Raw genomic sequence first — 21156 nt, 5'->3', positions numbered from 1 at the left:
TAACTGAGTGTATAACCTTTGATTTGAGCAATATTCAATACTCAGTGAAAGAAATCCAATGTTATCTCTGGTAGTTCGGCAATTAATGTGATAAAAACACCTCTTACTAAGATACAAAACTACTTTCTCTCAGTCTTCCCTATTTTTTCCCGATTACTTACTAGAAAATAAAGATACAGCAGATATTTGGAATTAAACTACTCTAACTTGATGATTATGGGTGGTAGAAAAATAATATTCTAATAAATAAAAATGTGATGGTTTGAAATCATCTAACTTGGCTTCAATGTTTCCGGGAGCTAGAGTCACTAATTCCTAAGCGCTAAAAATATTCTTTACTCACAAGCAATTCCCTTTGTTGATTTCATCTGGACAAATAAGTGAGTTTCCTAAGCAGATATACTTATTCCTTATCAGATGCATCTTGCGGAAGTTCCTCAAATATCAAGATCCATAGGAGACTAAAGAAAGAAGAACAGGCGTTACTGAATTGAGGTGTGAAATGAAATTTGTCATGCTGAGTACAGCAAAGCGGAATGGAGCATCTGATGAGATTCTTTCCTACGGAACGCTACGCGAACCTTTCACTTCTCTGCGAGAGGCTCCGCCAACGTTATGCACCCTGCGGGAACGCTGCGCGAACACAAAGACAAATCATACTTTGACTCAGTAAAGCCGAACAAAGAAACGTATCTTACGGGTCTTGACGCAGGGAATGCTGCAAATAGCTAAGGAGGATTTATGCGTGCAGTACTGATGGCAGGCGGTTCGGGAACGCGGCTTCGCCCGTTAACTTGCGACCTGCCTAAACCGATGGTGCCTATCTTAAATCGACCAATTGCCGAACACATTATCAATCTTCTCAAACGACATCAAATTACAGAAGTAATTGCGACATTGCATTATTTACCTGATGTCTTGCGAGACTACTTTCAAGATGGTGGCGATTTTGGCGTACAGATGACCTACGCTGTAGAAGAAGATCAGCCTCTTGGTACAGCAGGCTGTGTGAAAAATATTGCCGAACTTCTTGATGAAACTTTTTTAGTCATTAGCGGCGACAGCATAACAGATTTTGACCTCACAGCGGCAATTGAATTTCACAAACAAAAGCAGTCAAAAGCAACTTTGATTTTAACTAGGGTTCCTAACCCAATTGAGTTTGGGGTAGTTATTACCGACGAGCAAAGACGAATTCGCCGATTTTTAGAAAAACCCTCTACGAGTGAAATTTTTTCCGATACAGTCAACACTGGTACTTATATTCTTGAGCCAGAAGTTTTGGAATATCTGCCAGCAAACACTGAATCCGACTTTTCTAAGGACTTGTTTCCCTTGCTTCTAGCTAAAGATGAGCCAATGTATGGTTACATTGCTGAAGGTTATTGGTGCGATGTTGGTCATTTAGATGCTTATCGCGAAGCTCAGTATGATGCATTAGCTCGGAGGGTACAACTCGATTTTGCCTACAAAGAAGTTTCATCTGGGTTGTGGGTGGGTCAAAATACCTTTATTGACCCAACAGCAATTATTGAAACTCCAGCAGTAATTGGCGACAATTGCCGCATCGGGGCGAGAGTACAGATTGAAGACGGAACTATCATTGGCGATAATGTCACTATTGGCGCTGATGCTAATCTTAAGCGTCCAATTGTGTGGAATGGGGCAATTATTGGAGATGAAGCACAACTAAGCGCCTGCGTGATTTCTCGTGGGACTCGTGTAGACCGCCGCGCTCAAGTATTAGAAGCTGCTGTAGTGGGTTCGCTTTCTACGGTGGGAGAAGAAGCTCAAATTAGTCCTGGTGTGCGTGTTTGGCCCAGTAAGAAAATCGAGTCAGGTGCAATTTTAAACATTAACTTGATTTGGGGTAACATCGCTCAACGAAATTTGTTTGGGCAACGTGGTGTGCAAGGATTAGCTAATATCGACATCACCCCAGAATTTGCCGTCAAGTTAGGGGCCGCTTACGGTTCTACTTTGAAACCTGGCTCTAAAGTAACAGTTTCCCGTGACCAGCGTAATATTTCTCGGATGGTGACGCGATCGCTAATTGCTGGTTTGATGTCAGTAGGTGTTGACATTCAAAACCTCGATGCTACAGCCATCCCCATAGCTCGTACAGTAATACCCACAATGTCGGTTAATGGCGGTATCCATGTACGAGTACACCCCGATCGCCCTGACTATATTCTCATTGAATTTATGGATGCCAAGGGTATTAATATCTCCAAGGCTCTAGAAAAGAAAATTGAGGGGGCTTACTTTAAGGAAGATATGCGGCGAGCGCTAATTCATGAAATTGGCGATGTGGCATATCCTAGCCAAGTCATTGACCGTTACTGTACTGCGTTTGAGAAGCTGTTACATGTTGCTACTCTTTGCAACAGTCGGGCAAAAGTGGTGATTGACTATGTTTATGCTGTATCTGGGGCAGTGTTACCCCAAATGTTAGATAAATTTGGCGCTGATGCGGTGGTGTTAAATGCCAGCCTGAATAAAAATGCTGTAACCACAACCGATCGCGAAGGTCTGCTGACTCAGTTGGGTCATGTAGTTGAAGCGTTGAAAGCTAACTTCGGCGTCCAGGTAACGGCGAATGGGGAACAACTGATTTTAGTTGATGAATCGGGAAGCCTGATTCGTGGGGAAATGTTAACAGCGCTGATGGTGGACATGATGTTAACGGCTCACCCTAGGGGAACGGTAGTTGTGCCAGTTCACGCTTCTAGTGCCGTGGAACAAGTCGCCCGTCGCCATGATGGTAAGGTGATTCGCACTAAAGCCAATCCCGCCGCATTGATGGAAGCTTGTCAGAAAAATCCGAATGTGGTGGTAGGAGGTAGTGGAGACGTTGGTTTTATTTTCCCGCAACTGCATCCGGGATTTGATTCCATGTTCTGCATTGCTAAACTGATTGAGATGCTGACCATTCAAGAGCGATCGCTCGCTACTGTCCGCTCAGAATTACCTCGTGTAATTCACAAAAGTTACACAATACGTTGCCCCTGGACAGCTAAAGGCGCACTGATGCGTTACTTGGTCGAAACTCACCCAGCCCAAAATCTAGAATTAATCGATGGGGTGAAAATTTGCCAGCCCTACGATGACAGTTGGTTGTTAGTTCTACCAGATGCTAGCGAACCATTGGTACACTTGTATGCAAATAGCAACGATCGCGATTGGGTAGACGATACCGTAAGAGATTACCGCGCCCGTGTCCAGTCATTTGTGGAGAGACAACAAGAATATCTCCCCGCTGAAGTGTAATTTCAAACAGTGATTAGTGATTAGTGATCAGCGAAGCGATCGCTGATCACTAATCACTAGGGTTGAAGGGATTGAAACATGAGGAGCAAGGCTTGGAAAGCTAAAGGTTGGGTTGCAAAGCATCTAATGCCAAATTCAGTTTCAAAACGTTGACTCCAGGTTCACCAAAAATACCCAAGAATCTGCCATCAGTGTTTTTGTCTATCAGCTTTTGAATTTGGTTTGGAGCAATACGGCGGGCAGTTGAGACGTGCTGCACTTGTGCTTGGGCTGCTTCAGGGCTGATATGTGGATCTAGACCGGAGCCAGAGGTATAAACTAAATCGGCGGTAGGTTGAATATTAGCTTGTTTCAGCCGTGTTACTTCTGCTTGAATGCGTTTGAGGAGTTCGGGATTACTGGGGGCGAGGTTGCTGGCTCCTGAAATTCCGGTGGTAGCAACTTCGGTGGTACTATAGTCAATGGTACTGGGACGACTCCAAAAGTAGCGATTGCTTCTAAACGGTTGACCAATCAATGCTGAACCAATGACTCTTCCTTGAGAATTGGTGAGTAAACTGCCGTTAGCCTGGAAAGAAAACGCTATCTGTCCAGACAGTAGCATCAACAAAGGATACAGTAATGCTGTTAGCACCCACAAAGCAATAGTAGAACGAATAGCTTTATTAATTTGGCGCAGCTGACTCATTTAAAATTTCTCCGGTTGAAAAATCACAATGAATAAATAAATGCACAGGCTTAGAGTAACAAGGCCTAAAAGAGCAATGGTGTAAGATGCAAAGCGTGATTCACCTGGTGTTGCAGCCTGTACTGCTGGTGCTAGCAGCACATTAAAGCACAGCAGTAAAAATAGATTTAGCGGAATGCGATTTCGTTTGGAAGTTACGAAGGCAAACACTTCAGAAAAATTTTGTGGTAAATATCCCATAGTTCAAAATCCAAAACTTTAATTAGTTCTGTGGGTTCAAATCCCCCGGTTCCATAACCGACAAGCTTTGTATTGGGGTTGAATCCCCATTACAAAACTTAATTACGAATTACGAATTACGAATTACGAATTACGAATTACGAATTATTTAATTACGCCAAACCGACCACAGCTATCAGAACATCGATCGCTTTGAGGGCAATGAAGGGAGCAATAACGCCACCAAGTCCATAGATGAAAATATTTCGTTGTAAAAGTTGATCTGCCGTTAACGGTCGAAACTTGATACCAGTTAGCGCTAAGGGAATAAGTGCCGGAATAATCAAAGCATTGTAAATCAGTGCTGACAATACCGCAGATTGGGGGCTTGCCAAACCCATAATGTTCAGACTACCAACACCAATCCCCGCGAAGATAGCGGGAATGATGGCAAAATACTTGGCAACATCGTTAGCAATTGAAAAAGTGGTGAGTGCGCCACGGGTAATCAGCAATTGCTTACCAATAGTGACGATATCAATCAATTTGGTGGGGTCAGAATCCAGGTCTACCATATTGGCAGCTTCTTTCGCGGCTTGCGTGCCCGAATTCATTGCCACCCCGACATTTGCCTGAGCTAAAGCTGGAGCATCGTTAGTACCATCTCCAGTCATAGCAACCAATTTGCCTTGCCCTTGTTCAGAACGAATCACCTCAATTTTATCTTCTGGAGTAGCTTCAGCAATAAAGTCATCGACTCCAGCTTCTTGAGCAATTACAGATGCAGTGATGCGGTTATCTCCGGTAAGCATAACGGTTTTGATTCCCATCCGCCGCATTTGATCAAACCGTTCTCGGATACCTGGTTTAATGATGTCTTTAAGATAAATCACGCCGTAGATTTCGTCGTTTTGACATATAGCTAACGGAGTTCCGCCTAATCTAGAAATTCGCTCGTAGGCTGCATCAAGTTCGGGAGTTAGTTTTCCATTTCGGGAGCGGACAAATCCTTTAATTGCATCTACAGCACCCTTGCGAATTTGTATACCATTGGGTAAGTCAGTACCGCTCATGCGAGTTTTGGCAGAAAATTCGATACCTTCTGCCTGTTTCGGGTCAAAATCTAATCTTGCTTCTAATTTCTCTGCCAGTTTAACGATAGATTTTCCTTCTGGTGTTTCATCAAAAACACTAGATACTAATGCAACTTTCGCTACTTCATTTAGGGAATGACCGTTAATAGGAATAAATTCTTCTGCCAAACGGTTTCCCAAAGTAATCGTGCCTGTTTTATCTAATACCAACGTATTAACATCCCCACAGACTTCTACTGCGCGTCCAGAAGTAGCAATCACGTTAAACTGAGCAACTCTATCCATCCCAGCGATACCGATCGCACTCAATAATCCCCCAATTGTGGTAGGAATTAGCGCCACCAACAAGGCTATCAACATAGCAATACTTACTGGTGATTTAACGTAGACTGAAACTGTAGGCAGAGTTGCAATCACTACTAAAAATACCTGGGTCAGAACTGCTAGCAAGACTGTGAGGGCGATTTCGTTAGGAGTTTTACTACGAGAAGCTCCTTCTACTAGAGATATCATCCGGTCAATAAAGCCTTTACCAGGGTCAGCTGTAATACGAATTGTCAGTTCATCGGAGGTGATGCGCGTTCCCCCAGTAACAGAACTGGCAATGTCTGTGCCTGGTTCTTTCAATACTGGTGCAGACTCTCCAGTGATGGCAGATTCATCAACGGAAGCCACTCCCGCAATTACCTCCCCATCGCTAGGGATGATATCGCCTGCAATTACTTTGATTTGGTCGCCGCGACGTAAGGCTGTAGAGTTAATTTCTTGAATAGAGCCATCAGGGAGAAGTTTACGTGCTGTCACATCAGATTTTGTTGCTCTTAAAGCATCTGCCTGCGCTTTGCCTCGTCCTTCGGCGATCGCTTCGGCAAAGTTAGCAAACACAACGGTAAAGAACAAAATAACGGTAATCAACCCATTAAACAGTCGTGGATTGTCTCCGGGAATGTTGCCAAACAGGTTAGGTTCAATTGTTACCAGCGCTGTGATAATTGTGCCTACCCATACCAAAAACATCACCGGATTCTTGAGCATATTGTGCGGGTGTAGCTTGACGAATGCTTGCTGAAAAGCCCTAGAGTAGAGTCCAGTATTTTTGGCTTTAGGTGTATGTTTGCGTTCTTGTCGAGGTTTAGTTGATGATTCCATTTTGAATGAACAAATATTTTAATTGTTTACCCGCCTCTGGCGATTTGAAACGCTTCAGCCAGAGGGCCTAAAACTAATACGGGGAAGAAAGTAAGAGCACCAAGAATCAAAATTACGCCCCCTGTAACTCCAGTGAAGAGTCTGGTATCGGTTCTCAAAGTACCAGAGGTTATAGGAACGGCTTGCTTGCGAGACATACTATCTGCTAGCAGCAGCAGGGCGATGATGGAGATATAACGTCCTGCCAAAATACTGACACTGGCGCTGAAGTTCCACCAGAGGGTGTTATCTCCTAATCCTTCAAAGCCAGAACCGTTGTTTGCTGCTGCTGAAGCATATTCGTAAACCACCTGCGAAACGCCGTGGAAACCTGGGTTACTAATACCTGAGAGAGTATCGGGAAAGCCAAAAACGATCGCCCAAGGGATGAGAATGGCAAAAGGGTGAACTAACAAGATGACGCTGGCAAGGACGATTTCTTTTTTCTCGATTTTGCGTCCTAAAAATTCCGGGGTTCGTCCCACCATTAAACCAGTGAGGAACACCGCCAAAATCAAGTAGATAAATAGGTACGCCGTGCCAGTTCCCTGACCTCCCCAGATGATCTGCAAGAACATATTAAATAGAGTCGCAAATCCACCTGGCGGCATCAAAGAATCGTGCATTCCATTTACAGCACCACACATTGTTGCTGTAGTCATTACCGCCCACAGTGCTGTTTGCGCCCAACCAAATCGAACTTCTTTTCCTTCTAAGTTGGGCTGCTGTCCTCCCAATAACGGATTAACAAGGGGATTTCCTTGAAACTCACCTACTGCTGCGATACCGACTAAAAAGACAAAGATAACAAACACCATCCAAAACACTAACCATGCCTGTTTACGGTTGTTAGCAAACACGCCGTAGGTGTAAATCAGCGCTGAGGGGATGGAAATCATTGCCCAAGTCTCTAATAGGTTAGAAAAACCATTGGGATTTTCCAAGGGATGGGCAGAGTTGATGCCAAAGAAACCGCCGCCGTTCTCTCCAATTTCTTTAATAATCTCGAAGTGGGCAACTGGCCCACGGGCAATTACCTGAGTCGCACCTTCTAGGGTGGTTGCTGTTGCTGGGCCTGCCAAGGTTTCTGGTACACCTGCCAAGATTAACAACAATCCCCCAATGATGGACATGGGTAGTAATATTCGTGTAATTGACCTGATGAGGTCAATGTAAAAGTTGCCCAAAGGTCTGCCAGTTAAACCGCGAATAAAGGCGACGCCTACAGATAAACCCGTTGCAGCAGAAGTGAACATTAGAAAACCAAGCGCAAAAGTTTGACTGGCATAGCTAAGAGTTGTCTCGCCAGAGTAGTGCTGCTGGTCTGTATTTGTGAGGAAGGAAACAGTAGTGTGCAATGCTAAATCCCAACTGGGCGCACCTAACCCTGTAGGATTAAGTGGCAACCATCCTTGAGTCATTAGGATAAAGTAAACCAAAATCCCCATAACGAGATTGCTATAAAGCACGGCTTTGGCATATTGCCAGCCAGTCATCTCATCTTGCGATGGGCTACCCCCCGCCGTAGGCGATCGCACCGCACTAAAGCCATAAATAGCTCGTTCTAGCGGATTTATTATCGGGTCGAGTAACGTTCTTTCTCCCATAAAGACATAAGCCATATATCTCCCGAAAAAGGGAGTAGTTGCTATGACAATAAGTAACGTTATCGCAATTTGAATCCATCCTTGTAACATGAATTAGAAAAGCTCCCAATACATTATTTTTTAGTTTTTGATTAAACGCTTTTTTGTCAAGTGGTTTACTGTATACGTTAGACCTCTTGCATAAATCAGATGATCAACTGCTAAATAGAGAAATTTCTAGTTACTCTCTGCGCCTCTGTTTTAGAAAGTTATGAACGCTATGCGGGTCTTACTGCCCAACCGTTCTTTTAGAACGGTTGTCTTGTGTCCAAAGGACACAAGGGAGAGGCGCAAAGACTTGCGCCTCTCGGCAGTGAACAGACCATCGGATAGCGCAGCGTAAAGCCTTCTCTTCGAGAGGCTTCGCCAACGGCATGGCTTCTCTACGAGAGGCTGCGCCAACGCTTAGAGCGAGTCCGCGAGCGTCGGAAACCTCCGCTCAGACTTTCCGCTGCGCCTCTGCGTGAACCTAAAAACTCTATTTTCAAATATTCGTGCACGAGGTCTGTTTATCCAAATTTTCACACTTGTGAAATTTATTCACCTAGCTACCTTTTCGCAATCAACATAACAAAGAAATACTGTTTTTTAATTAAGATTAATTTTGATCATGAGTTATTTTTGGAAATAAAACAATTAATATTAGATATAAAATATAGTTTAGTTTTTTATAAAAATGGTTTAGTTGCATATATAGAAATGTTTACTGCGTTTACTTAGCTTATATATCTGGATATACTTTTGGATAAACGGTAGTTTTAAAGGCAAAAATGTAGTAGATAAAATTAAGATAAATATATAGAATCAAATTGAATTTTTCATTAAAAACGTATAGGAATAATTCTTGATAAAATGGGAGCTTTAAAAGCTGGATTAATTGATAAAAAAACGTTTTGGGGCAAATCTTTGCTCATTATTAGTCTATTCATAATTGTTTTAGTTCTAGAGTTTTCAACGCCTAATGAATATGTGTTTGGGTATCTTTACACCGGCCCGATTTTGTTGGCAAACTCTTGGTTAGGGCGGCTTGCCACCTTTCAAGCCACTCTGATTGCTGTGTGCTTAGTCATGTTGAATCTTGTAGTGCCAGGAGGTGAAGTGATTAAGGCTTCTATAGTTGCAAGTAGAGCGATCGCAGCGATGGCACTGATTGTCACAGGTGTTTTAAGTGCTCGCCTGCGTCGTTCCGAAGAAGCGATCGCTCTGACTAAGGCAAAGCTAGAAGCACAAGAGGAATTAGTCAGATTACGAGAAGACTTTGCTTCCACACTTACCCACGATCTAAAAACGCCGCTGCTGGGAGCGATTGAAGCTCTCAAGGCCTTTCAACAAGAAAAGTTTGGTGCAGTCTTGCCAGCACAGCAGAAAGTTTTAGCAACGATGGCACGCAGCCATGAGACTTCCCTACAACTTCTAGAAACCTTGTTGGATATCTATCGTAATGATACTGAAGGCTTAAAGCTTAACTTAGCACCTGTGAATTTAGTTATCCTAGCTGAGGAAACAGCTAGTACCCTCACTGAGTTAGCTGCAAATCGTCGCGTTTATTTCTCGTTTAGCTATGGTGACTCTGATTGGCGACAATCGCTGTGGGTTAAGGGTGATGTCCTACAACTTCAACGAGTTTTTACTAATCTCTTGGTGAATGCCATCAACCATTCTCGGCGCAGTGACCGTGTTGAAATCGTATTATTAGCCCAAACATCCTATCAAGTTGTCAAAATTTTAGATACTGGTGCAGGTATCCAGCCTGAAGAGTTCCCCTACTTATTTGAGCGATTTTACCAGGGAAATAGCGATGCCTACGGTGGGCTTTGCCAACGCCAAGGTCAAGGCTCTGGATTGGGGCTTTACTTATCTCGCCAAATTATTGAAGCGCATAGCGGTATAATCTGGGCAGAGAACAGAGTACCCACTGGTGCTATCTTTGCCTTTAAACTTCCCGTTTATCCATTTCAATCCTCTCTAACTTCGTGAGATGCACCTTACCCCAATCAAAATTCTCCTCGTTGAGGATGATGAACTCTTCCGGTTAGGCTTACGTGTGCGGTTGCAACAAGAAACTGGGTTAGAGATTATGGCTGAGGCTGAAGATGGTGAAACAGCTATTGAGTTAGTCAACCAGACTCCTGTTGATGTAGTGCTGTTAGATGTGGGATTGCCAGGAGTCGGAGGAATTGAGGCGTGTAGACAAATCAAGCAGCAAAATCCTCATCTGCCAATCTTAGTTTTAACTTCCCATTCTCAAAAATCCCTAATTACACGTTTGATTGAGGTAGGCGCTCAAGGCTATTGTCTCAAAGGAATTGCTGCGGAAAAATTAGTTTTGGCACTCCGTTCTGTCGCTGCTGGTGCATCATGGTGGGATGAAACCGCAACCAAAGAAATTCGCTCTACCTTTGCATCTGCTTTGCCCCAGTCTCAGATGGCAAACCTCTTAACACCTGCAAATCCTCTAACCCACCGCGAACAGGAAATCTTATCGCTCTTGGCAGCAGGAAAAACTAATCAAGAAATTGCTCTTGCGCTCTACATTACACCTGGAACAGTCCGGGTGCATGTTCATGCTATTTTACATAAGCTAGAAGTAGGCGATCGCCAAACCGCTGTTATTGTTGCTTTACAAAAACGCTTACTTAAAAGCGACTTAATTGTAGAAGAGTAGTAATCGCAAAACTTTTGCTGAACGCAATAAAAGCCACCAACTGCCTTAGTATTTCTCAAACAAAAATGACTCGCCCTCAAGATACATAGGAACGTGTTCTTTAACAATATACGGTACGCTTTCTGAAATTCCCTGATGCTCTTGTGGATTATTCACATGAAAAGAAAGCACATCAATCAGCGCCATGAGAAAGAAACCTTCTGTAATCTGTAAGTAGTGTTCAGGTAACTTACGGATAGTTTGATACCCTTCAAAAAAGGAAGGTCTGACAGTGGGAAGTAAATATTGAAGCGAACTTGCCATATCGTAAAGATAGTATCCAAAGCCACAGAGAGCGAAATCGATTGGACGAAATTCCTCATTGTGCAAAAGATAGTTGCCTTCATGAAGGTCAGCGTGAATCAGCCCCCAGACATTTTGTTCTTGACCCAGTGTTTCTATCATCCCTTGAACTTGGCAAGCCGCTACTTCGAGGGTCTTGTAATCTTCTGCCGAAATCAATTCTTGTAATACTGCTGGATAAAGTGCCTCAAATGCTGCTTGCAGCCGATTCTGATCATAGGCTGGGCGAACAAAGTTTTGTGGCAGTTGCCACTGACTACTATGCTGGTGCAATCGAGCTAGCAATAAACCGAGTTGGTAAGCCTGTTGTGGAGTTCGTTGGGCGTTGAGGATATTTCCACCATCAATCCAATGCAGCAGTGAGCAATAAAACACTTCTCCGGTTTCATCTGCTAACACTTGAGTGACCCACTTATCTTGTAAATTTTTTACTGGCTCCTGCACAACAATCTCTGTGTCATTACGCAAGGCAGCAAGCCACAAAAGTTCTGACTCAATCACCTGTGGTCTTTGCCACACATCGCTATAGAGCATAGATATTGGTCGATGAATACGGAGAAGAAATTTTTTCGTTTGTGTCTTTATACAGAAGGTTACGCTTCCACTATGAGCTAAAAAACAACACTCTCCTTGAGCTATACCATATTGGGCAAGGGCAGCTTTCGCGATGTAGTCATAGATGTTATCCTGCATTTTCGCATAACCTCTTGGTATACATATTGAAGACCACCAAATTAAAAATTATGGTTCAGGATTGTACCCACTTTAATTACGAATTACGAATTACGAATTACGAATTAGTAATTATTTAGTCACCTCTACTAGTTTTTTCTCCCAGAATAATGCCTTGCCCATCTGGGGATTTAGCTGATAACCACTGAATCCGCACGCCTTATATGCTGACTGGGCAACATGGTTCCCTTCTAGTACCTCTAGCGTGAGCTTGCAGCAGCCCAAATCTAACGCGATCTTCTCTGCTTTCTGTAGCAGCAGTTTGGACAAGCCTTTACCACGGTGGGGTAAAGCAACGATGACATCGTGAATATTAAGTAATGGCTTGCACGCGAACGTTGAAAATCCTTCTAAGCAGACAACAAGCCCTGCGGGTTCGGCATCGACAAGCGCGAGAATGACATGAGCCGCTTTTCTTTTTGCAAGCTCTGCTGAAAGATTTGCTTTAACGTAGTCAGACAGACCTTTACCACCACCCATTGGGTCGAGCGCATACTCATCCATTAATTTAACCACAGCGTCCGCATGAGCAGGCATACTAAGATCTGCTTCAACAATTTCAATCATCTATTAATTCTTGATTCTTCAAATGTTGGCATAACGTTCCTAGTCAGCTGTTGCCGACGACCCTAGCTTTGAATATTTTATTTGAATAGAACCAGCCATTTCAAGGTCTAAATTAAAAAGATGTATTTTTATTAGTGTCTTTCTCTTGAAAAGTTCTGAGCGGAGGAAGCCTCCGCACCCTGCGGGTTCGCGTAGCGTTCCGTAGGAAAGTAGGCTACAGACTTTTTGCTGTATTTTAGGTTTCAAAAGTCAAATTTTTCATCACAAAAACACTAAGATGAAAAACCCATAATTGGCAAAATTTTCTAAGTCCACAGCCTAATACCCTTAAATTTATAGGGATATTAATTTTTAATTCTTAATTCTTAATTCCTCAAAGGGGCTGACTTCGTGCTATTCGATAAGATATTGGTTCATAGATTTTGAAATCAATTCTTTGTCTGGGAACCAAAGTGTATCTTTATTTGGACTGTTTAACAAAATTATTGGTAAGTCTGGGTTAAAAATGGATGCCCATCCTGACAAAAATGAACTTGTTCTGATTAATACGTTGCATCGAGACAGTAACAGAGCGTTGATCAGCGCTTCTTCACCTTTTTTAAAATTATCTCTACCTAAATTGATGTGATGAAAAGCTTGATTGTTAATTGCTTTTAGCTGATCTTCATGGTTAAAAACTGGTATACATTGAAATTCATTTTTTATATAATCAATAAAATCACCTTCATCACTGGCTACAAAAAGACAATCTACTTTAGGATGTTTCTTTAGATAATTATTTACTACTTTCTTAACATATTCCCAAGAAACTCTAGGAGACTCAACTATTTTATCAGTACCCCTATAATGTATCCCCAGTACAAACTTGCTCTGAAAATATTTTTGGAAGTATGTATTTACTTTTGTCTGTATATGTTGGTTAATATGCATATATTTTTTCATAAGATTTGATGCATATAATACAGTCATTTTATCAAAGTGTTCACTTGGCAAAAGTAATTGTAAAATATGCGTAATTGTGATACTTTTTATTAATTTATTTTGTGAATTTCTATATATATTCTTGTCTCCAACCAACTCAGGAACTTCAAAAAAGTATTGAAACCAATTTTCGCCTAATTCAGGAGCTAAATAATTGTCTCCTGTCAGGTAAATATCAGGAATTAAACCTTTGTCTTCACAAAAAGAGAAGATATAAAGACACCAATTTAGTTGAGCAAAAAAACCGCTATAATTGTTGTGTATTGTTACAGTAAATTTCCTAGAATTAAATATTGAAAAATAGGATGGACGCACTTTGTCATAAACATTTCTAAGTACTTCCTTTACAATATCTTTGGTTGATTTTGGTATTGTTAACATTATCATGGTATTTGCTGTTTATTTGATGCTTAATGTTTGATAGTTAATATAAAATTTAGGTAATAGACAAGCCTAAATAAGCACTTTTTACAAAAGCTTTAATTCTTTAGTTGAAAAATATACTTCAGCACAAAGTTACTACTTAAACTTAAAGTTTCAGTAAAGATTGGTATAAATTAGTATATAAAATTATTTAGTAATACTTCTGTAAAAATTTTAAGTGCTAGAGCATTGATACATTCTAACACTGGTTATTTTGCAAAAATCAGTAGGTTATGGTAGGAATAGAAATTATACTTATAAGCCTGGCCATTGATATTGTGTTGATGAAATCGACGACAGCACTAAGGCGTTAAAAGATTCTTGCTGAATGAACCGATCGCGATCGCCAGCTTTCGGCTCAAAGATACACCAAAATTAATGCGTGAATTACTCAAATGAGTAAGTCAAATGCCATTTTGCTTGCGGAAAACACCATTTTGAGAAAGCAATACGCCTTTTTGATGATTAAATATGAGTTTTTGAGAAAGTAATATGCCTTTTTGCTGATTAAATATGAATTTTAGTCTGGCTAAACATGTGATCGGCTTTGCCGTGCCCCTTGGGCAATCGCTATCATTTCTACCTGTTAGGCTGCAATACAGGTGCTTAACGAGACATGAATGTGGGCGAGCATGATTGTTGCTTTGACTAATGCTTTTATTACCTGCTATATTTGCTTGCTGCATTACCTTATCGTAGGAGTTAGAGCATCAACAAAGGTCAGAAAAAAGCTCTAACAAAAGTATGATTATGGAAAACCTTCTGCTTGCCGTCCTGCCCTGCGAAGTGTACGCACAGCTCAAAAACAATATGGAGCAGGTATCGCTTTCATACGGTGAGATACTCAATCAACCCGGCGAAACTATTAAAGATGTCTACTTTCCTCTCACCTGTCTGATCTCAGTCACCATCACGACGAACGACGGCATCACGGTTGAAGCCGGAGTGGTCGGAAACCGCGAGATAGTAGGTATCAACGCCTTCATGGGCGGGAGCGAGGCAACGCAGACTACGTATATTGTCCAGGTTCCCGGTAAAGCGATACGAATGAAAGCAGAGTCGTTGCTCCACGAGTTTGACACCAATAAGCCGCTGCGAGATGTGATGCTAAAATACACGCAGGCCTATATCGCGCAAATCTCGCAGAACGTTGCCTGCAACCGCCTTCATACTATAGAACAACGCATGTGTCGCTGGTTGCTCGAATCCAGGGATCGTCTCAACTCAGATGAACTGTTGCTGTCGCATGAATTTCTCTCCCATATGTTAGGCGTGCGCCGCGCTGGCGTCACCGAGACCGCCAATTACTTGCAAAAAAAAGGTTTTATTCAATGCAGCCGAAAGAAAATCATAGCTATTGATCAGCAAGGGCTGGAAGAGACCTCCTGCGAGTGTTATCGGGTAATCAAAAACGAATACGATCGCCTATTAAAGTTTAAGCTAGAGAGATAACGAATAAAGCCCTTCTAGCTTTTGCTAACCGGGTGGGGTATTGAAACAGCCGCCTGATGTGGTTAAAACCTAATTGATATCAAAAATCACGGCGTTGCTGAATTGATGTATGAAATCCTAAAATCGAGTGTTTAAAACTTTTACCTTTGCGTCTATGCGACGCTAGTTGCTTCAACGGGTGGAACCCTCCGAAGTTCCGCTATCGCTATGCGGGTCTGACTTCTCTTTGCAACGCACTGGCTCGCCTTTGCGTGAGAACTAAATTCATACTCTTAATCAGCAAAGCCAAAATCGCAATTACCCAATTTAAAACATTGCTCTTGCAATTTGCGACGTTGTTCTCGCAATTGGTAAAGTTGTTCTTGCCGTTTGCGACGTTGTTCTTGAAATTTGCGACGTTGTTCTCGCAATTGGTAAAGTTGTTCTTGCCATTGGCAACGTTGCTCTTGCCATTGACAAAATTGCTCAAATTTATAACTAGGTATAGAGTCATAAATCATCTTTAAGGCTCCTTTTGATCCGTTTTATACGTCTATTTGAGCTAAAACCGATTTCAAAAGTCTGCACGGTTTCGTACATTAAGCGTATAAGTATTTGGCTTTCATCAAAACCTGCTCCGACTGAACAAGGAAATGGATTCTCAAATGAAAAAGCAATATACCTGTTTGCTTATTGAATTAAGTAGGTCAAATGCCTAAATGCTTGCAGAAAATACCAGAATGAGTAAGTCAAACGCCATTTTGAGTCAGTCAAATGCCTAAATGCTTGCGGAAAACGCCAAAAGGAGTAGGTCGAATGCCATTTTGAGAAAGGAAATAGGCATTTTGAGAAAGCAATATACCTTGAGGCTAATTAAATATGAATTTTTGAGAAAGTAATATGCTTTTTTACTAATTAAATATGAATTGTTAGTTCAGTTAGCATATATGATCGCTATCATTTGTATCCGTCAGGCTGCAACACAGGTGCTTGATGAACTAGAGAGCATGAAGGTGGGCGATCGCATGATCATTGCTTTGACTAAATATGTGAATTTTAAAGTAACCTCACCTTACCTTTTCCTTAACCCAAAAATAGGATTATCGGCTTCGTAGGCAATAAATTGAATGTTTGAGAACAGCAAATGCTAAATTTCAAGCGTAAGCGATATCTCTTACTTAGCCTGCTGGTAGCAGCAGTAATAGTAGTAAGCGGTATCCAGGTAGTTAGCGCTGTGCTTGCTACTAGCCCGGTTGGCGAACTTCCTGAAGGTGGGGCATTACTACCCACAGGTCAGATAATTACACCCGCAGCAGCACCAGGCTCGACTTTTGCACCTTTGGCAACTGGTTTGCGTGCAGATAATAATGCTGATGCAGCCGAAGCCGTAACCACAACCCTCAGTTCCGATGGTAAAACTCTACTGGTGCTGACTAGTGGTTACAATCAAAATTTCAAAGATCAAAATACTGGCGCTGATCTCACTTATCCTGTGCTAGACCCGTTAACTGGCAAACCAAGTAGTGAGACAACCCGAAAAGCCGAATGGGTTTTTGTTTATGATGTCAGCAACGGTAAGTTAGTTAAACGGCAGCAACTCAATATTCCCAATACATACAATGGTTTAGCTTGGGCAAAAGATGGTAAACGCTTCTATGTATCAGGTGGAATAGACGATCGCGTTTATATCTATGCCTTAAATGGTGACAAATATCTACCAGAAGCCCCCTTTATTCTGCTAGGTCACAACTCTAATCAAAACGCACCTTTCCCTGATTATGATGGGGGCTTGTTGAAAGACACACCAGCTAAGAATGTTGCCACAGGAGCAGTTGTAGCTGGTCTTGCTGTTAGTAAAGATGGCAATACTTTAGTAGCTGCTAATTTTGAGAATGACTCAATCTCAATTGTGAATACTACTAACCGTCAAGTAGTCAAGGAAATTAAATTTTTCGTACCAGGCGGTAAAGAAGCAACAGGAGAATTCCCTTTTGATGTCGCCCTTAAGAATACCAACAGTGGTGCAGCGACTAAAGCCTTCATTAGTAGTCAGCGCGATAATGAAGTCCTGGCTGTTGACATTACTTCTGGGGAAATTACCCGTGTCCCCGTGGGTAGCCAACCCAACAAGGTACTGCTCTCAACCGACCAAAACCGACTGTATGTAGCTAATGGTAATAGTGACTCGATTTCAGTCATCGATACCAATAACAACAGCGTCGTCCAGACTATCTCTCTGTCTCGAGCAAGTGATAGATACAAAGGAGCAAATCCTAACTCATTGGCTCTGAGTCCAGATGAACACACGCTTTACGCTACTCTTGGCGGTGAGAATGCTGTTGCTGTTGTAGACTTGCAACCTGGTAAAGTGACTGGACGTATTCCCACCGGCTGGTATCCCAATTCTGTCAGCGTTAGCCGAGATGGTCAAAAGCTATACGTTGTCAATGCCAAGAGCAATTCTGGCCCCAACCCTTCAAATAACCGGACAACAGAGGCGGGATTAGCACGTAATACCACTTTTAGAAACGAGTACAACTGGGCTTTGGAAAAAGCTGGAATCTCCATTATTCCGGTTCCCAAGAGTGGGACGTTGGCTATGCTTTCAGAGCAGGTAGACAAGAACAACGGTTTCTTCAATCGTCGCCCTGACCGGACAATGAAGTTTTTGCAAGGCAAGATAAAGCACGTTATCTACGTGTTGAAAGAAAATCGCACATACGACCAGGTACTCGGTGATTTACCTGTTGGCAACGGCGACCCTGCCCTGGCTTTATTTCCCCAACCCGTGTCACCCAATCATCACAAGTTAGCTCTTGACTTTGTAACTTTCGATAACTTCTACGATTCTGGTGAGTCAAGTGGTGTGGGCTGGAACTGGTCTACTTATGGACGCACAACTGATTATACTGAGAAAACTCAGTCAGTACTTTATGGCAACGCTGGGTTTAGCGGTTTGACTTACGACTACGAAGGGACTAACCGTAACATCAACATTGTTTTACCGCAAACTTCCTCTAATCCTTCTCAATTCAATACACGCGTCACGGGAGTTTTAGATCCTTCTGGTCAATCTGCTATTTTGCCTGGAAACATAGATGTGAACGCCCCCGCAGGCGATGGTGAATTAACATCAAATACAATTGGTGGCTATCTTTGGGATGCAGCATTGCGTGCTGGTAAGACTGTACGTAATTACGGTTTCTACGTTGATGGCAATTACGGCACAGCTCAAGAAGATCCCACACAACCCGATCCCAACAATCCACTTTACATCCCTATCTCTGCAAATCCTGCTGCCGATAATATTCCTCAAGCTGTAGCTGCTAAAACTGTGCTGTCAGATAAAACTGACATCTATTTCCGGGGATATGACCAGAAGGAACCGGACATTTATCTATATAATGAGTGGGAACGCGACATCGATAGCTATCTGGCGAGGAATGAACTGCCTAACTTGTCGCTGGTACGTCTGCCTCACGACCACTTTGGTGATTTCAGCAATGCTCTAGCTGGTTTGAATACTGCCCCACTGCAAATGGCTGATAATGATTATGCCGTCGGCTTGCTAGTGGAAAAAATCTCCAAATCTCCTCTATGGAAAGAGACTGCGATCGTTGTGCTGGAAGACGATTGTCAGAACGGCCCTGACCATGTAGACAGTCATCGTTCTATAGCTTATATCATTTCGCCTTACACCAAGCGAAATGCCGTTGTTAGCACCAACTACAATACTGTCAGCGTGCTGCGGACGATGGAGGATCTGTTAAACATTGGCTACTTGGGAATGAATGATGCCAATGCTAAACCAATGTCGGATGCCTTCACTAGAGAACCGGATTTTACTCCTTACACAGCTGTTGTACCAGGTAACTTGTGTGCTGAACCTGTAGATCCTAAACTAGTGCCAGCTTGTCAAGACAAGAATGTAGAAAAGAGCGCGATTGTTCCTTCCCTGCATAACAAACAGTGGTGGGCGCAAGCAACCAAAGACTTTTACTTTGAAGTCGAAGATAAGCTTGATGCTGATAAATTCAACCGCGTACTTTGGGCTGGCATTAAAGGTGACACTGCGCCTTATCCAAATGAGCGCAGCCATGTAAATCTCAGCCAAAATCGAGCGCAACTACTTGAAGAATGGCGTTTGAGTTCAGATTACCTCACTGCTCAAGCAGACTAATTAGTTTTTCGGCATGGGGAATGAGGCATTGATAATTTTTCCCCATGCTTTATTAGACCTCTTGCACGAATATTTGAAAAGAGAATTTTTAGGTTCACGCAGAGGCGCAGCGAAAAGTCGGAGCGCCGGCTTACGGCGATGGTCTGTTCACTGCTGAGAGGCGCAAAGCCTTGCGCCTCTCAGCAGTGAACAGAGGACACAAGGCAACCGTTCTTTTAGAACGGTTGGGCAGTAAGACCCGCATAGCGTTCTGAACTTTTCAAGACAGAGGCGTAGAGGTTAAGCTTCAATTTTTTTAACTGATTTTCCTTTTCGCTTCATGAGCCAGCCAATGCCGCCAGCTATGAGACTACCACCTAGGGTGATCGGCTCAGGAACTATCTTATAAGAAACTTTACCTAAGCCTATTTGGTTATTTGCAGAAGTAATGGTGAAATCGTAACCATTAACTTCGTAATCGATAGCAGGATTAGCTTTGTCCTGAAACTTATATTCCAATCCCACAGATTTTGTTCCTGTCAAGAATGTGGTTGGAAATACGAGGGGGAAAGTGGGGTATTCTGTATCGTCACGTTCAGTGTAAATATTAGATTCGCCGTCAAATTGGAAATTTAATGACTTAATTTGTGCGACTGGAATATTATCATTACTGAAAGTTGCGTCATCAAAGCTAAAAGAACCATTTCCTTTAGTGATGGGACTATCTACAGTAAAATCGTAATAAATAATTGCGGCAGATGCCGATTTTTCCCCAAAACTAGTAACAATTAGACCAAAACTAGCAGTAGCGATCGCTAATCGTGAAACCAATTTCATATTAATTTTCCTCAAGTTAAATTTCTTTAAACTATCCTCCAGGCAAAATTAATATACTGAGTTTAAGTATAATTTAATTAAAGGTAAAAATAACATCTATAGTAGAAAATAGTGAATAGATTTGAAAGTTTTTTGTTTTAAGTCGTTTAAGTAGTGGTGTGGCAAGGCTACCACAGTAATTTAATTTTTACTTTATAAATGATCTCTAATGCAATTTGATACCCAACTGCTACCTCGCATTAATGCCACATCTCGTCGAGAAAATGGTAAACAATATTATGTAGATGCAAAGGGAAATCGCTTCCCTAGCGTGACAACAATACTTAATGCCACAAAACCACAAGCAGACCGTGATAGATTATTAAACTGGAAAGCGCGTGTTGGTACAGAAGAAGCTACTCGCATTTCTACAAATGCCAGCCGTCGGGGAACTCAAACACACAAACAAATTGAGCGCTACCTCCTCGGTCAAAATCCTGTTTGTTTAGAAGCGAGTCTTCCTTATTGGGAAAGTATTAAACCAATTTTACAAGAAATCAACACAGTTAGACTCGTCGAAGGCTCTGTTTTTCATTATGATTTGAGCTATTCTGGCAAAGTTGATTGTATTGCTACTTATCAAGGCATTCCTTGTATTTGCGAGTGGAAAACGGCAGACAAACCTAAAGGTTCAATTGAACATTTATATGAACATCCACTACAACTTACAGCATACATAGGTGCAGCTAACGAGTATTATCGAGATTATGGCATTCAGCTAAACCATGCTCTGTTAGTGGTGGCAATTCCAAAAATGTCAGCTGAAGTTTTTTGGTTTGAACCAACAGTTATTAAAAATTACTGGGAACAGTGGGAGAAAAGAGTTGCTGAATATTGGCAACGCAAAAGTTGGGGTTAGTAAATGCGATTGCAGA

17 protein-coding genes are annotated in these 21156 nt (G+C 42.1%); 7 read left to right on the top strand and 10 right to left on the bottom strand.

Translation table 11 applies throughout. The annotated features are described in order from the left end of the window. Positions 1-514: 514 nt before the first annotated feature. Both FNW02_RS00550 and FNW02_RS00545 read left to right on the top strand, forming a co-directional pair. Positions 515-673 (top strand): hypothetical protein, encoded by a 159-nt coding sequence (locus FNW02_RS00550; RefSeq protein WP_225225321.1) that lies wholly within the window; start codon positions 515-517, stop codon positions 671-673. A gap of 68 nt (positions 674-741) precedes the next feature. Next, positions 742-3270 carry a mannose-1-phosphate guanyltransferase gene (locus tag FNW02_RS00545; RefSeq protein WP_191755653.1) on the top strand — a complete coding sequence of 843 codons (2529 nt, stop codon included), beginning with the start codon at positions 742-744 and terminating at the stop codon, positions 3268-3270. A 100-nt stretch (positions 3271-3370) separates the two neighbouring features. Here the strand turns inward: FNW02_RS00545 and kdpC are convergent, their stop codons facing one another. The 4 genes from kdpC to kdpA form a co-directional block, all read right to left on the bottom strand. Continuing rightward, complete coding sequence (gene kdpC, locus FNW02_RS00540) at positions 3371-3958, bottom strand: K(+)-transporting ATPase subunit C (RefSeq protein ID WP_191755652.1); 588 nt, start codon at positions 3956-3958, stop codon at positions 3371-3373. Next, the gene (locus FNW02_RS00535) at positions 3959-4198 is read right to left on the bottom strand and encodes a potassium-transporting ATPase subunit F (RefSeq protein WP_191755651.1); all 240 of its coding nucleotides are present in this window, start codon (positions 4196-4198) and stop codon (positions 3959-3961) included. It lies immediately after the preceding gene. A gap of 152 nt (positions 4199-4350) precedes the next feature. Next, the gene (gene kdpB, locus FNW02_RS00530; protein WP_191755650.1) at positions 4351-6420 is read right to left on the bottom strand and encodes a potassium-transporting ATPase subunit KdpB; all 2070 of its coding nucleotides are present in this window, start codon (positions 6418-6420) and stop codon (positions 4351-4353) included. A gap of 26 nt (positions 6421-6446) precedes the next feature. Continuing rightward, the gene (kdpA, locus tag FNW02_RS00525; RefSeq protein ID WP_191755649.1) at positions 6447-8156 is read right to left on the bottom strand and encodes a potassium-transporting ATPase subunit KdpA; all 1710 of its coding nucleotides are present in this window, start codon (positions 8154-8156) and stop codon (positions 6447-6449) included. Positions 8157-8957: 801 nt separating this feature from the next. Here kdpA and FNW02_RS00520 point away from each other — a divergent pair. Next, a complete protein-coding gene (locus FNW02_RS00520; RefSeq protein WP_191755648.1) occupies positions 8958-10082 on the top strand; it encodes a sensor histidine kinase in 1125 nt (374 codons plus the stop codon). A gap of 1 nt (position 10083) precedes the next feature. Beyond that, positions 10084-10770, top strand: coding sequence for a response regulator transcription factor (locus FNW02_RS00515; RefSeq protein ID WP_191755647.1), 687 nt, complete (start codon positions 10084-10086; stop codon positions 10768-10770). Positions 10771-10815: 45 nt separating this feature from the next. Here FNW02_RS00515 and FNW02_RS00510 read toward each other — a convergent pair whose 3' ends face one another. The 4 genes from FNW02_RS00510 to FNW02_RS00495 form a co-directional block, all read right to left on the bottom strand. After that, positions 10816-11805 carry a phosphotransferase enzyme family protein gene (locus tag FNW02_RS00510; RefSeq protein ID WP_191755646.1) on the bottom strand — a complete coding sequence of 330 codons (990 nt, stop codon included), beginning with the start codon at positions 11803-11805 and terminating at the stop codon, positions 10816-10818. 111 nt (positions 11806-11916) lie between these two features. Beyond that, entirely contained in the window at positions 11917-12411 is a 495-nt protein-coding gene (locus FNW02_RS00505; RefSeq protein ID WP_191755645.1) for a GNAT family N-acetyltransferase, read from the bottom strand. 393 nt (positions 12412-12804) lie between these two features. Continuing rightward, complete coding sequence (locus FNW02_RS00500; protein ID WP_191755644.1) at positions 12805-13773, bottom strand: nodulation protein NodZ; 969 nt, start codon at positions 13771-13773, stop codon at positions 12805-12807. 446 nt (positions 13774-14219) lie between these two features. Then, entirely contained in the window at positions 14220-14501 is a 282-nt protein-coding gene (locus tag FNW02_RS00495) for a hypothetical protein (protein ID WP_191755643.1), read from the bottom strand. A gap of 64 nt (positions 14502-14565) precedes the next feature. On the opposite strand from FNW02_RS00495, the gene FNW02_RS00490 reads away from it, so the two are divergent. Then, positions 14566-15267, top strand: coding sequence for a Crp/Fnr family transcriptional regulator (locus FNW02_RS00490; RefSeq protein ID WP_225225320.1), 702 nt, complete (start codon positions 14566-14568; stop codon positions 15265-15267). A 272-nt stretch (positions 15268-15539) separates the two neighbouring features. Here FNW02_RS00490 and FNW02_RS00485 read toward each other — a convergent pair whose 3' ends face one another. Next, on the bottom strand, positions 15540-15767 hold the full coding sequence (locus tag FNW02_RS00485; protein ID WP_191755641.1) for a hypothetical protein: 228 nt from the start codon (positions 15765-15767) through the stop codon (positions 15540-15542). Between the two features lie 623 nt (positions 15768-16390). Between FNW02_RS00485 and FNW02_RS00480 the strand changes: the two genes are divergently transcribed. Continuing rightward, entirely contained in the window at positions 16391-19426 is a 3036-nt protein-coding gene (locus FNW02_RS00480) for a beta-propeller fold lactonase family protein (protein ID WP_191755640.1), read from the top strand. Positions 19427-19705: 279 nt separating this feature from the next. Here the strand turns inward: FNW02_RS00480 and FNW02_RS00475 are convergent, their stop codons facing one another. After that, positions 19706-20242 carry a PEP-CTERM sorting domain-containing protein gene (locus FNW02_RS00475; RefSeq protein ID WP_191755639.1) on the bottom strand — a complete coding sequence of 179 codons (537 nt, stop codon included), beginning with the start codon at positions 20240-20242 and terminating at the stop codon, positions 19706-19708. 208 nt (positions 20243-20450) lie between these two features. Between FNW02_RS00475 and FNW02_RS00470 the strand changes: the two genes are divergently transcribed. Continuing rightward, entirely contained in the window at positions 20451-21140 is a 690-nt protein-coding gene (locus FNW02_RS00470; RefSeq protein WP_191755638.1) for a PD-(D/E)XK nuclease family protein, read from the top strand. The last annotated feature ends 16 nt before the right edge of the window (positions 21141-21156 follow it).

The organism is Komarekiella delphini-convector SJRDD-AB1 (assembly GCF_014831675.1).
Lineage (GTDB): Bacteria > Cyanobacteriota > Cyanobacteriia > Cyanobacteriales > Nostocaceae > Komarekiella.
Note: the sequence above shows the minus strand (reverse complement) of the source record. Positions and strands in the feature narration are given on the sequence as shown.